Below are 14,396 nucleotides of genomic sequence, written 5' to 3' on the forward strand. Positions count from 1 at the left end.
TGGTGCTTTAATTAGCTTCCTGAAAGTGCATTTTTGGGGCAGCCTGTAGATCCTGGACATGGATACGATTGATTACCTACTAAATTATCAGTAGTTGGAGCAGATACTTTAAATGTTTTTATTTCTGTAGATACAGCAGCAACTTCTTTTTTAACTTCTCCGGGTAATTGATCCTGGCCATCTGCCTGTACCCCGGTTATTACAAAGCGTTTTTCACCTTCGGCATTGGCAACTACTTTGATAAAGAAATTGCCTACGCTTACAAAAAACTTTTGCCAGCCGCTAAGCTGTTGTTTATTAGCATAATAAATGCGAATGCCTAAACAGCCATTTTGTTGCAATATAGTGTTCAATATCTTTTGTCCAAAAAATTGAGATACAACTCCATCAGGATGTCTGTGTCTGTGGTTACGTGTCCAGCTGGCTGCAAGTTCAAGATCAATGGGTGCACCTTCATCACCGGTAATTGGATTAGGCTCTCTTGGTTTTGTTTCCATAAGTAATTTTAATAGAGGGTTAGGAATATGTGGCTAAAACTAACATTAATTAGTTATTATTTCAATGATCAAAAAACGTAGAGAGTAAAACCAAACGACACGGAAATATCACAACTAACTCATTTATAATTGTTTACAAATTTAAACATTCTTAAAATTTATATTTTTACGTATTTCTACGCATTCAAAACTGTATTAATACGTGCTCCATAACCCATTGAGAATGAACTGTTTTGTATGGTGTTTTAAATGACCCTGTTTTTAAACTTAATCTTGGCCGCCTTTGGCACCGATTCGATATAATACGATATTGGTTTTATTATTAATTTGGCTAAATATTATTAATACCTTTAATAAGTAATTCATCACATCAAAAACCTAAGTCTAAACATCATGCAATCTGAAATACCGATCAGCAAAATTAACCCGGAGCAAGTAGGCAAATTTATTACCAAAAGCTATTATCAGGAACTCGCTCAAAATTTCGAAGATAAATTCCCATCAGAAGCCCGTTCTGTAACACTCTCAAAATCAACACTTGAAACAGCCTTAGGCGACAAAAATGTCTCAGGCATTAAATTCATGAACGGCCTTGAAGATGCAAACGTTCCTTCGTCAAGGCTTCTTGTGCTTATGCCTGTCAATTATACTATGAATAGCAGCCTTCCAAATGCCTTGATCAATAAGAGTGGCTTTATGACAAATACCGGTGCTATAATTTCTTTAGAAAAAACATGGCAGGTATTATTTAATCATGTACTTAATTTTAAAAAACTTGATTTAAGCGTTCATTACACAAAAATTAACCGGGGATCATTTCTTGGACGTAACGTGCTAATCGAACTTGTAAATAAAACTGATGGTGATAACCTTATTTATAATTTTGGTTATAATATGGAGATGAATTATCCGTACAAGGCACTCATACACCCCGAAAACAATTTGTCTTTAATAGTAGACCAATCATTTCCTTGCCCGGGTTCATCCGGTTGCCCTAAAACAGATAGTGATATGTGCGCACTTACACATATTGCAACCAATTTTGCCGGTAACAACGCCGAAGGAGAATTAAATATACTTAGAGCTTTCAGGGATAAAATTTTACAGGACAAATTTACCGGCACCGAAATAGAAAAATATTATACCATTTCAGCATCATTATTGGAGGCTATTAATAAGCGGCAAAACCAGGAAATTATATTTAAAGGCATATATGATAAATATATAAAAACATCTATCGATTCGATAAAACACAATGATGAGGCAACCGCCTACGCCCTGTTCCAGGAAGCTATGCAGCACCTTACAGATACTTATTTATATCAATAATTCCCAGGAACATAAAAAAGCGTCATTTCTTAGCTGAGGTGGCGCTTTTTTAGTTTAAATCTCACCAGGCTTTGCATAACCGTACGCGTGTTTCTACGCTGCAAAACTGTATTAGTACGCTAACAGATAGCGTACAACCCCAAGCTACAAAACAGTAGTAGCAACATTGATTAGGATCATTTTTAGCTAAACCTTTGACATATCAAATCAGCGGTATGAAATGCCTGCATGGTTAGATGTTATGGAGTATGCCGAAAATCCAATTAAAGAGTAAGCCGAAAAAAATCTAAATTAAAAACCTATGAGCTTTATTATTAAAGGAAACCTACGTGGTTTGCTGTGTTCTGATTGTGAGATCCCCGTATCTGGTATCTCTGTAAAAGTTTACAAACCTTTGGACAGGGGCAACGAAACCCGCCTGGCAGTAGCTGATGCCAAACAAACATTTCACCAGGTAAGCGATGAAGAACTGAAAGAAAAAGAAAAGCTATTTGTTGCCGAAGGCAGTTTACAGGACAATGGTGATTTTGTTATCCAGATTGGCGACAAATCTGGCTACGAAGGCGGAGCTTTGGATGTTGACTGGTATTGCGGCAACACACCTATAAAAATCGGGCCCGGACCAAAAAAAGACCTTTCCCTGCAATTTCATATCACCACCTTGCAGCCTATGTATAAGCAAAGTGAAAGGGGCGAGCAGTTAGCATATTTTGAATATAAAATAGATTCTAAATGGTTTTGCCGAATCCTTACCCTGCTTGATATCTGGGTAGTTTGCGGCATTGTGGTTGACTGCGATACCAAAAAACCAATAGCAGGTGTAAAAGTATTTGCCTACGATGTCGATTTGTTTCAGGATGATACATTGGGCAATGCTTATACCGATTTTAATGGCAAGTTTGTTATTGTGTACCCAGGCGCCAATTTCAGGCAAACGCTGCTTTCACCATTTTTAAATGTAGAATGGCCTGCCGGTCCTGATTATTATTTCAGAATTGAATCATCATCCGGCGCTGTTTTGTTGCAGGAAGACCGTACCCGTGGCCGCCAAACAGACAGGCACAACGCTCATAACTGCTTTTGTGTGAAACTATGTATTAAAGGAGGCGATATTCAGGTGCCCTGGTTTACCGCAGTAGGCAACTTCAGTATCACATCAGATATTGATGCATCCGGCAAAACGTTGATTACTAAATTTGGCGCCGGTGGCACCGGGTATGGCTTTTTCAGTTCGGTTAAACTGGAGGGTTATGCAACAAAAAAAGTTCCTACTGCACCAGCAAGTGCACTTCATTATCGCTTTTTATACTCATTAGATAATGTAAATTTCAGCCCGGTAACCAGTGCACAAATGGAAAGCACCCCGCTTAAAGTGGCAACACGCCAAATTACCTGGAACGGCACAACGGGTTTTCAGGATGTAGTTATCGATATTAATCAGCCGGCATCTGTACCCGATAGCATCCCGGCCGATAACTTTCCAAACCCAATCCCAGATCATGTTCTTAATCCGGATGCTAATGGCTGGATAAGGGTTGACCAGCCGGCGTTAGATAATGGATTTTACGGGGCGCTTCTTTATTTAAATACCAACACCATTATTGGCGGCGGCGATGCAAGCACCGGTTTAACAGCGGGTGACGTCGTAAACGTCGCGGATCAAAAAAATGGTAAAATGTTATATATCCAATTTCAAACCACAGATGACCCAACCAACCCTGCATCTACCAATTTAAATACCCAGGCGCTCATCGGTAAAATATATGTAAACAACTGGAACGAGGTAAACCTGCTTAAACTGGAAGAATTGTTTGCAGGAGGCGGCAGCGGCTGTACGCCGGTACAATCACAAGCCCATGCCGATTATACGGTTGATCATGAACTGATAGCCAGCTGGAGCATGGGTGTATGGTCAAACGCTATAGGTAGTGTAGCGGGCTTACCATCGGGAACTTTCCCAAGAGGCGGGGCAGCTAAGTTTAACCTGGCATCGCCACCAATACCTTATGTATTAGTGCCTGCGTTTAATACCTGGCCATCATGCGCATATAGCTTAACACTAAATACTGTACGTAAATTAACTACCGGCGAATATAACGACCAGGGCAAAACCAACCAGGTTATCTTCTGCAAGTAACCTGCTCAAAAAGGTATCACTTTAATTTAGTGGTACCTTTTTTATTAAAACAGCCTTAATATATTGCACCCCGGATGTTGGATTTGTTTAGCCTCGCCTTTAAGCAAATGAGGAATGCTAAGGCCCAATATAATGCCGATAACAGATTTAATATGACTTAAAAAGCCATTGGTATTAGTATAGATACTAATAACTAAATGTAGATATTTGATTGACAGGTTTAGGATAAATTTTTTAAATATATTTTATAAATCCAACCCTCAAATCATCATTTTAATACACCCCTATGGGAATCTTCGATATATTTAAAAAGAAGTCGACAATAACTGATAATCCAGAACCTGAACAAGAGCGGTTAGAAAACTATCCTGAAATCCTTACTACCAAGCTTTTATTTGTAGATAAGCCGGTTATAAATGTCGAAAAGATACTATATGAGCTAAACAGATATGTTAATAATATTACGCACTCAGAAATAAAAAGTGCTTTTATGTTTGCCTTTCCCGATTTTAAAGTTGAGCTGGCCGATGCAACAGGCCCGGCGCAATGTATTGTTTTAGTACCTGAAGATAAGTACCCTAAACTTGAAATTCCAGAAGAGGCCTTTCAGCAAAACTGGCATTGGAAAGATGCCAAGATCGCCACAAATAATTGCCATTATGAGTTACTTGTTACCGACATCATGACCAGGACGCTGGAATACAAACAGCGTTTAAACCTGTATATGAACTTTTTGGTTGCAGTTGTCAAAGCAACAAAACCAGATGTTGTATATGCTGTTCATGGCCAAAAATTGATCAATCCAACAAACCTGATCAACGACTGGGATGAGCCGAACAGACAAATACTCCATGCACTTTTTAATGTAAGGCTTTTCAATATTACCGGTAGCGGCAAAACAGACCTGTTAATGGACACTATTGGACTCAATGCTATTGGCCTGCCCGATTTTCAGGTTCGTTTTTCTGCTTTTGAAGCAAATGAAATAGCAAATTTACTGTGGAATTATGCCTATTACATTTATGATAGCGGCGATGTTATAGAAAACGGAAATACACTCGAAGGGACAATTAGCGGGAGCAAATGGAAATGTGAACGGATCATACCGGCATTACAACCAGAACGCGTGGTTATAAACGTACAGTCGAATTGAATAATGAATAAACAAAAAACGATGCTCTTGTTTAGAACACCGTTTTCTCCAAAGAATATTACTATAAAGGTCTACTAAAATATTGCTTCCGCAATTCGCTTAGTTGGCCCGGCGTTACTCATGGTATAAAAGTGCAGTACAGGTACGCCAAAAGCTATCAGCTCGCGGCATTGGTTTATCATCCATTCTACACCAATATCCTTCACATCTTTTTCTGATTTGCATCCATTTACCGCATCGCACAGATCTTCCGGCATATCAATATGGAATGTTTTGGCCAGATTGATCAATTGCTTTGATGTGGTAACCGGCTTTAAACCCGGTATAATAGGTACTGTAATCCCATTGGCGCGGCAATTGTTTACAAAATCGAAATACTTTTGGTTGTCAAAAAACATTTGGGTTACAATGAAATTTGCACCCATATCTACCTTTTGTTTAAGGTATTTAAAATCGGTTTTGAGGTTTGGGGCTTCAAAATGCTTTTCAGGGTAGCCTGCAATCCCGATACAGAAATCGGTTTTAAGACTGTCATTATTATGCTCATGCAGGTAAATGCCATTGTTCATGTTCACTACCTGTTGCAGCAGGTCGGTAGCGTAGTTGTGCCCGTTTGGGGTAGGTACAAAAGAAGCGTCTCCGCGTCTTGCATCTCCACGAAGTACCAGTACATTTTCGATACCCAAAAATTGCAGATCAACCAAACCATTCTCGGTTTCATCCTTGGTAAAACCACCACACAACAAATGCGGAACGGTATCAACCTTATACTTATTCATAATGGCCGCACAGATAGCAATAGTACCGGGGCGTTTGCGATAGCTCAGTTTCTCCAGCAAACCATTATCGTGCTCCTTATAAATAAAATCCTCGCGCAGCGAAGTAACATCAATAAACGGCGGTTTAAATTCCATCAACGGATCAATAGCATTGTAGATGCCCTCGATGCTCTGACCTTTCAACGGTGGAATCAGCTCGAAAGAGAATAGTGTTTTACCGTTTGCGTTTTTTATGTGTTCCGTTATCTTCATTATATGGTTCGGGTTACGGGGCTCTCCTCACCCGTCATTGCGAGGTACGAAGCAATCCCCAAACTTTACAGAGTGGCTCTGCTTATCGGGGATTGCTTCGTACCTCGAAATGACGGGTTTATATGCCTGTATGTCGTTTTATATTTGTGATCTTAATAATTTATATTCGGACCTAACCAGCGTTCAACCGTTTCGAGATCCATGTTTTTCCTAACCGCGTAATCCTCAATCTGATCCTTGCTGATCTTGCCAAGTCCAAAATATCTGGCCTGCGGATGCGCGAAATAGAAACCGCTTACCGATGCAGCCGGGGTCATCGCCAGGCTTTCAGTCAGGTGCATTTTGGCGGCATCTTCTGCTTTTAACAATTCAAACAAGGTTGTTTTTTCCGTATGATCCGGACAGGCAGGATAACCCGGTGCCGGGCGGATACCCTGGTAGTCTTCTTTGATCAGGTCTTCAGTGCTTAATTTTTCCCCTTTAGAGTAGCCCCAGTATTCCTTACGTACCAGTTCATGCATTTTCTCAGCAAAGGCTTCGGCAAGGCGGTCGGCAAGGGCTTTGGCCATAATGCTGTTATAGTCGTCATGGTCGGCCTCAAATTCGGCTACCATTTCATCGCAGCCAATACCTGTAGTTACCGCGAACCCACCAAAATAATCGGGAACTCCACTTTCTTTTGGCGCGATAAAATCTGACAACGCATAATAAGGGTCGCCTTTTACCTTTTCGGCCTGCTGGCGAAGCGTATGAATGCGGGTTAACAATTGCGTTCTGCTTTCATCTGTATACAATTCAATATCATCACCAACGCTGTTAGCCGGCCAAAAACCTATTACGCCATTAGCCTGCAATAGTTTTTGATCTACAATTTTCTTCAACAGCTCCTGTGCATCATCAAAAAGTTTTTTGGCTTCATCGCCCACAAATTTATCCGCAAATATTTTAGGATAGCTTCCGCGCAATTCCCAGGTATGGAAAAACGGTGTCCAGTCGATATAGGGAACGAGCTCCTCCAGCGGGTACGACTCCAATACTTTGGTACCGGTAAAAGTTGGCTTAGGCGCAATATCACCATCCAGACTGATCTGAAATTTTGACTGCCTGGCCTGATCAATGGTAACAAACCGCTTGTCAGATTTTTTATTCAAATGCGCTTCGCGCGATTTGGCGTACTCGTCTTTAATATTTTTAATGTAAGCATCACGATTTTCGCGGTTCATCAAACTGCTGCAAACAGTAACACTGCGCGATGCATCCAATACATGTATAGCTGCACCCGAGTAATGAGGATCAACCTTTACAGCAGCATGAATACGTGATGTAGTAGCCCCGCCAATAATCAACGGAATAGTAAAGCCCTCACGTTCCATCTCTTTGGCAAAATGCACCATCTCATCAAGCGATGGAGTGATTAATCCACTAAGGCCGATAATATCTACGTTTTGTTTTTTTGCTTCCTCGATGATTCTTTGTGCCGGCACCATTACGCCCAGGTCAATTACCTCGAAGTTATTACAGGCCAAAACTACACCTACTATATTTTTACCAATATCATGCACATCGCCCTTTACGGTAGCCATCAGCACCTTACCGGCATTGGCCCGCTGATCTGCATTGGCATTGTTTTTCTTTTCCTCCTCAATGAAAGGCAACAGGTAAGCCACCGCCTTTTTCATTACACGGGCCGATTTTACCACCTGCGGCAAAAACATTTTGCCGGCACCAAACAGATCACCAACGATGTTCATGCCGTCCATTAGCGGACCCTCAATTACCTCCAGTGGTTTATCATAAGCCTGGCGCGCCTCTTCCACATCATCATCTAAATATTCAATAATACCTTTAACCAACGCGTGTGATAAGCGTTTGGCTACTGGTTGTTTACGCCATTCTTCATCGCGCACAATCTCTTTGCCTTTACTTTTGATGGTATCGGCATATTCCACAAGGCGCTCGGTAGAATCATCACGGCGATTAAGCAATACGTCCTCTACCAGCTCCAGCAGGGTTTTATCAATCTCTTCATAAACTTCCAGCATCCCGGCGTTTACAATACCCATATCCATACCCGCTTTAATAGCATGATACAAAAATGCCGAGTGCATAGCCTCGCGCACAACATTGTTTCCCCTAAAGGAGAATGAAATATTACTCACCCCGCCGCTTACTTTGGCGTGAGGCAGGTTTTGTTTTATCCAGCGGGTGGCTTCAATAAAATCAACCGCGTAGTTGTTGTGTTCTTCCAGGCCGGTAGCAACAGTTAATATATTCGGGTCGAAAATAATATCCTGCGGAGGGAAACCAACCACATCAACTAATATATCATAGGAGCGTTTACAAATCTCGGTACGGCGCTGTAATGAATCGGCCTGGCCGGTTTCGTCAAAAGCCATTACTACAGCAGCGGCGCCGTAGCTTAATATTTTGCGGGCGTACTCAATAAACTTTTCTTCGCCCTCTTTAAGGGAGATAGAGTTTACGATGCCCTTACCCTGGATACATTTTAAACCAGCCTCAATAACCGTCCATTTAGATGAATCAATCATGATGGGCAATTTGGCAATATCGGGTTCGGAGGCTACCAGGTTCAGGAATTTAACCATCACCGCTTCCGAATCAATCATCCCCTCATCCATGTTGATATCAATCACCTGGGCACCACCCTCAACCTGTTGCAGGGCCACAGCCAAAGCAGCTTCATAATCCTCGGCTAATATCAGTTTGGAGAATTTTGGCGATCCGGTGATATTGGTACGCTCACCTACGTTTACAAAAATACTTTCGGGCTTTATGGTAACGGCTTCCAAACCACTCAGGCGAAGATCCGGCTCCACTTCCGGGATTCTCCGGGGTGGATACTTAGATGCCCGCTCGGCAATACATTTGATATGCTCGGGAGTAGTGCCGCAACAACCACCCACTATATTAACCAGCCCGGCTTTGATAAAATCATCAACCTGGTGAGCAGTTTCATGAGCGGTTTCGTCATACTGACCAAACTCATTCGGCAAGCCGGCGTTTGGATAAGCTGATATATATACATCGGCTTTCTCAGAAAGTTCGGCAAGGTGCGGGCGCATTTCCCTTGCACCTAAAGCACAGTTTAAACCTACCGAAAGCAGGTTGGCATGGCGGATAGAATTCCAGAAAGCCTCAACAGTTTGCCCCGATAATGTACGCCCGGAAGCATCGGTAATAGTACCCGAGATCATGACAGGCAGATGCTTGCCAGATTCATTTGCATAACGGTTGATGGCAAACAAAGCGGCCTTGGCATTCAGGGTATCAAATATGGTTTCAACCAGTAACAAGTCCGATCCGCCATCAACCAGGCCACGAACCTGGTCGTAATAAGCATCGGCCAGATCATCAAAAGTAACCGCCCGATAACCCGGATCATTAACATCGGGCGAAAGGGAAGCGGTACGGTTGGTTGGCCCAACAGCCCCGGCCACAAAACGTGGTTTATCCGGCGTTTTTATATTGTACTCATCAGCAACTTCGCGGGCAAGGCGTGCACCTTCATAGCTCAGCTCGTACGCCAGTTCTTCCAGCTTATAATCAGCCAGGGAAATTATTTGTGTGCTAAAAGTATTTGTCTCGATGATATCCGCGCCGGCATCCAAATATTCGGCATGGATGGCCTTAATGATATCCGGGCGTGTGATGTTCAAAAGGTCATTATTCCCCTGCAGATCGCTATTGTGATCTTTAAATCTTTCCCCACGAAAATCCTTCTCGGTAAGCTGGTACCGCTGTATCATGGTGCCCATGGCACCGTCGATCACAAGGATGCGTTTTTCTAATTCTTTTCTAATATCCATTGATAGTATCAAGTAATTAGTATCAAGTATCAAGTACGGCAAATTCCGGTGCTTGATTTTAATTAGGTCATGATACAAGCAAAAAAATGTCTTGATACCTGATACTAACTACTTGATACTTAAAAAACTTATTTCGAAAAGTCGGGTGTTATTTTGACTTTCGCTTATCTTTCCCAGGGCCGTGCGGCTGGCTGAGTAGAATGTAGCACCTTGTGAAGCACAGGTTGCTAAGACATCGCAGGGTCTAATCCCTCCGTCTTTCTCCATAAGCATTGCAAAGGTGCATAATAATGCGGTAAAATGCAATAGTGTATATCCTCATCTATCTGTACGCTAAGTAAATTTACGCATACAAAAAAAGCCGCCTTTGCAGGCAGCTTTTAATAATAAATGTTTTGCTAATATTATTTTCTTCTGCCGAATAAACGCAGTATCATCAGGAAAAGGTTGATGAAATCAAGGTATAATGTTAAGCCACCCATAAGGGCCATTTTTTTTGCCGAAGCGTCGCCATATTCAAGGCCAGCGCCAATACGCTTTAGTTTTTGAACATCATATGCCGTTAAGCCAACAAAAACAGCTATACCAACGTAGCTAATAATATATTCTAATTGGGTACTGTGCATAAACATGTTAAATATTGATGCTACGATTATACCAATCAAGCCCATTATCATTATCGACCCAAAGTTTGTAAGATCGGTTTTGGTGGTGTATCCGGCAACTGCCATAACGCCAAACACTACAGAGGTGGTAACAAATACACCCACCACAGAGCTTGTTGCATAAACCAAAAGTATATAGCTTAAACTTACTCCCATTATTGCCGAAAATGCAACAAAAAGCAATGCTAAAACACCGTAAGACAAGCGGTTAAAACCAAACGAGATAATTAACACAAAAGCAAGCGGAGCAAACATTACAATAGTACCTAAACCGGTGTTACCACCTGTTTCCGGGTTTCTGAGCATTTCATACAATGCCTGGTTATTTGAAAAAACAAAAGCGCAAAAGGCAGAAAGGCCTAAGGCAACAAACATCCATAAAAATACATTAGCTATAAATTTACGGGATGCATCTTGTTCTGTTAATTGTATTACGTTTTTGTAAACGTATTCAGGATCTTTAGTTTCCATTTTTTTATAAATAATTCTTATACGAATTTACGAATAATAAGTGAATATCATGTGAAGATTGTTTGTGGAGAGTCAAGAGATCAGGACCTAAACCGGTTAACTCCGCGCGATCGATTATTTCTTCAGCACATCCTTTTTCAAATGCCCCTGCAATTGCGGATTTTGTGGGGGAAGATTTTTCACTTCTCTTTCAACCTCGGTTTGTTGAACAGAAACCGCGTAATCTGCCGGTTCAATACGGCTGCCAATGGCCTCGGCATATACCTGGGTAAACTCGGCGCCGATGTATAATATAGCCGATGTATAATAGATCCAAACCAAAATAACAATGATGGAGCCTGCAGCTCCGTAAGCTGATCCCTGAGCCGTATATTGAATATACAGACTAATCATATACTGACCAAGCATAAAAAGCAACGACGTAAAAAAAGCGCCAGACCGCACATCTTTCCACTTGATTTTTACATCGGGCAAAAACTTAAATATGATGCCAAACAAAGTAGTAATTACGATGACAGTGATGGCAAGGTTAATTCCTTTTAACAGTAATCCTGTTACAACGGGGATAAAATGTTGTATTTTATCCTTCAAGGCATCAAGTATAATATTTATTGCAAGTGTAGCTAAAAGCAAAAAACCAAGGCTTATAATTAATGAAAAGGATACAAAACGATTTTTGAGCAGTTGAACCCAGCCGCGTTTTGGTTTTGCTTTTACCCGCCAAATGGTGTTCAATGAATCCTGTATCTCAATAAAAATACTGCTCGCGCCCAATAGCAGGGTAATTACACCAATTATTACCGCCATCCCCGATTTGCCCGAAAGTGCCAGGTGTTTTAATATATCCTGGATTTGCAAAGCGGGTCCTGAACCTACATAATGAGCAATTTGTGGGTACAACCTGTCTGTAGCTGCATCCTGTCCAAAAACCAGGCCCGCTACTGAGATAACGATGATGAGCAAGGGAGCAATGGAAAACACGGTATAGTAAGCCAACGATGCACTTAATTTTAAACCATTATCGCTTCCAAAGCCTTTAAAGGTTGCCACCAATACCTTCCAAAGCTGTGTTAAATATTCTTTGCTTAAAAAACTCATTCCTTATTTTTTTAATTATACTGCTTAAACCCATATTGCAAAGCAATTTTAATGCCTTTAAGCAAATGGTGATTAAAATTCCAATTACAAAGCTGTAAAAGGGGTATCGGGCAGCTGACAATCAGGTCATTCGCCAAAATCATCAGGCCACCATTCACTTTTTAGTACGGTGAAACTATGCGTTTGCATATCCGGGGACTGTCAATATACTTGTAGTGTTGTGCCTGGGCGTTGTTGTTTACAATAAAAAGCAACAAGACAGCAAGCCAACAAAGTTTACCTGTTTGATACGATAAGCAAATCAAGATCTTTACATGGGATGCCGAAACGCTCACCAATGTGTTTGTTTGTAAGATGGCCCTGGTAAATATAAACAGCATTACGCACCCCCGATTTTTGCCATATCACATTCTTGATACCTCCGTGTTCGCCAATATCCAACAGGATAGGAGCAAAAATATTGGTAAGCGCATAGGTAGCAGTACGGGCAACTCTTGAAGCTATATTGGGCACACAATAATGGATCACATCATATTTGCGAAACACCGGGTGAGTATGATTGGTAACTTCGGATGTTTCAAAGCAGCCACCCTGGTCAATACTTACATCAATAATTACCGAATCGCGCTTCATGCGGCTAACGGTTGTTTCTGATATAATGCAGGGACTGCGGCCATCCTCCGCGCGCATGGCCCCAATAGCCACATCGCATGTAGTAATCGCCTTTTCCAATACTATTGGCTGCACTACAGAGGTAAAAACCCGGCTGCCAATATTGTTTTGCAAACGGCGCAGCTTGTATATTGATGGGTCAAAAACCTTTACCTCGGCACCTAATGATATAGCGGTGCGCGCGGCATATTCACCCACAGTACCGGCACCCAGTATCACGATCTCTGTTGGCGGCACGCCGGTAATGCCTCCCAGCATCAGGCCTTTACCTTCAAAAACGTTACTTAAATATTCGGCCGCAATTAATATGGATGTTGCGCCCACAATCTCGCTCATGGCCCTTACAACGCTAAGAGAGCCTCCTTCATCGCGCAAATGCTCAAAGCAAAGTGCGGTTATTTTTTTATTGATGAGGGCATGCAGGCAATCTGCTTTAAGTGTTGCCATTTGCAGGGCCGAAATCAGGATCTGTCCGGGCTTCATCATTTCAATCTCCTGCTTCATAGGAGGAGCGATTTTTATGATGATATCGGCCTCATAAACAGCTTTTGTATCATATACAATATGAGCTCCCTGCTCGCTGTAATCCTTGTCGCTAAAATTAGCGGCCTGCCCGGCATTACTTTCCAGCATTACATGATGCCCGTTATTTACCAATAACGCTACCGAAAGTGGTGTAAGCGGAATCCTGTTTTCCTGGAAGGAAATCTCCTTGGGGATGCCGATAAATAGTTTGTTTTTTTTGCTTTTAACCTCCAGCATCGACTCCTGCGGTTGCATCATTGCCTGTTTGGCAACATCCGAAAACCCGCTGTATATCCCTGAACTCATTTGTGTGTGTTATTTTTCTGGCTGATGAAGATAAGAAAAAACGACTTATCATAAAACTAAATAATTTCAATGTCTATCTGCCTCGCTCCATCATCCAAAACCTTTAGATTAATGTTGGAGTAATGCTGTGGCAGCAGGTCTGGTATTTTCTCAGGCCACTCAATAAAACAATAAGCACCGTCATAAAAGTATTCTTCATAACCCATATCAAGGGCCTCGGTTTGGTCCTTAAGCCGATAAAAATCAAAATGATATATCTTACCTTTTACAGTATGATACTCGTTAACAATAGAAAATGTAGGACTGGTCACCGTATCCGTTGTGCCTAAGCCCTTGCATAGTTCTTTAATAAGTGTGGTTTTACCCGCACCCATATCGCCATAAAAAAGAAAGATCCTACTGTTTGCCGCATGCTCAATAATAGCTTTGGCTGCGTTGGGTAAATTTGATATGGATGGTATGATTAGCTGCACTGTAACATTTTTAATTAAGCTACCATGTCATTGCGAGCGCAGCGTGGCAATCGCGGACTTTATATCGCGGACGTGCACAGTTCGCGGTTGCTTCGTCGTTCCTCCTCACAATGACATAGTAGAAGATCATTCAAAAATACTCAAAAATACTCAAAAATACTTAAACCAATAAGAAAGTCCTGCCGACGATAACCGGCAGGACTTTCTTAACT

Annotated in this window: 10 protein-coding genes and 1 riboswitch; of the genes, 3 read left to right on the forward strand and 7 right to left on the reverse strand. The window is 41.7% G+C overall.

Annotated features, from left to right (window positions below; all coding sequences use genetic code 11):
- Positions 1–11 precede the first annotated feature (11 nt).
- Complete coding sequence (locus AC1DYB_RS06975; RefSeq protein ID WP_477433550.1) at positions 12–497, reverse strand: hypothetical protein; 486 nt, start codon at positions 495–497, stop codon at positions 12–14.
- A 393-nt stretch (positions 498–890) separates the two neighbouring features.
- Between AC1DYB_RS06975 and AC1DYB_RS06980 the strand changes: the two genes are divergently transcribed.
- The 3 genes from AC1DYB_RS06980 to AC1DYB_RS06990 all read left to right on the forward strand — a co-directional run bounded on the left by AC1DYB_RS06980 (position 891) and on the right by AC1DYB_RS06990 (position 5,116).
- Positions 891–1,826 carry a hypothetical protein gene (locus tag AC1DYB_RS06980; RefSeq protein WP_477433552.1) on the forward strand — a complete coding sequence of 312 codons (936 nt, stop codon included), beginning with the start codon at positions 891–893 and terminating at the stop codon, positions 1,824–1,826.
- Between the two features lie 301 nt (positions 1,827–2,127).
- A complete protein-coding gene (locus AC1DYB_RS06985) occupies positions 2,128–3,963 on the forward strand; it encodes a transthyretin-like family protein (protein WP_477433554.1) in 1,836 nt (611 codons plus the stop codon).
- A 286-nt stretch (positions 3,964–4,249) separates the two neighbouring features.
- On the forward strand, positions 4,250–5,116 hold the full coding sequence (locus AC1DYB_RS06990) for a DUF4261 domain-containing protein (RefSeq protein ID WP_477433556.1): 867 nt from the start codon (positions 4,250–4,252) through the stop codon (positions 5,114–5,116).
- A 74-nt stretch (positions 5,117–5,190) separates the two neighbouring features.
- Here the strand turns inward: AC1DYB_RS06990 and metF are convergent, their stop codons facing one another.
- From metF to tsaE, 6 genes are all read right to left on the reverse strand, one after another.
- Positions 5,191–6,147: a methylenetetrahydrofolate reductase [NAD(P)H] gene (gene metF, locus AC1DYB_RS06995; RefSeq protein WP_477433558.1), complete on the reverse strand. Its 957-nt coding sequence runs from the start codon at positions 6,145–6,147 to the stop codon at positions 5,191–5,193.
- A 152-nt stretch (positions 6,148–6,299) separates the two neighbouring features.
- Positions 6,300–9,974 carry a methionine synthase gene (metH, locus tag AC1DYB_RS07000; protein WP_477433560.1) on the reverse strand — a complete coding sequence of 1,225 codons (3,675 nt, stop codon included), beginning with the start codon at positions 9,972–9,974 and terminating at the stop codon, positions 6,300–6,302.
- A 161-nt stretch (positions 9,975–10,135) separates the two neighbouring features.
- Positions 10,136–10,246: riboswitch (SAM riboswitch) on the reverse strand.
- Between the two features lie 132 nt (positions 10,247–10,378).
- Entirely contained in the window at positions 10,379–11,110 is a 732-nt protein-coding gene (locus AC1DYB_RS07005) for a Bax inhibitor-1/YccA family protein (protein ID WP_295721760.1), read from the reverse strand.
- Between the two features lie 114 nt (positions 11,111–11,224).
- On the reverse strand, positions 11,225–12,208 hold the full coding sequence (locus AC1DYB_RS07010; RefSeq protein WP_477433563.1) for a YihY/virulence factor BrkB family protein: 984 nt from the start codon (positions 12,206–12,208) through the stop codon (positions 11,225–11,227).
- A gap of 276 nt (positions 12,209–12,484) precedes the next feature.
- Complete coding sequence (locus AC1DYB_RS07015) at positions 12,485–13,711, reverse strand: alanine dehydrogenase (protein WP_295721765.1); 1,227 nt, start codon at positions 13,709–13,711, stop codon at positions 12,485–12,487.
- 56 nt (positions 13,712–13,767) lie between these two features.
- Positions 13,768–14,184, reverse strand: a complete 417-nt coding sequence (gene tsaE / locus AC1DYB_RS07020; protein ID WP_477433565.1) for a tRNA (adenosine(37)-N6)-threonylcarbamoyltransferase complex ATPase subunit type 1 TsaE — start codon at positions 14,182–14,184, stop codon at positions 13,768–13,770.
- Between the last annotated feature and the right edge of the window lie 212 nt (positions 14,185–14,396).

Source organism: Mucilaginibacter sp. P2_A4 (assembly GCF_056405015.1).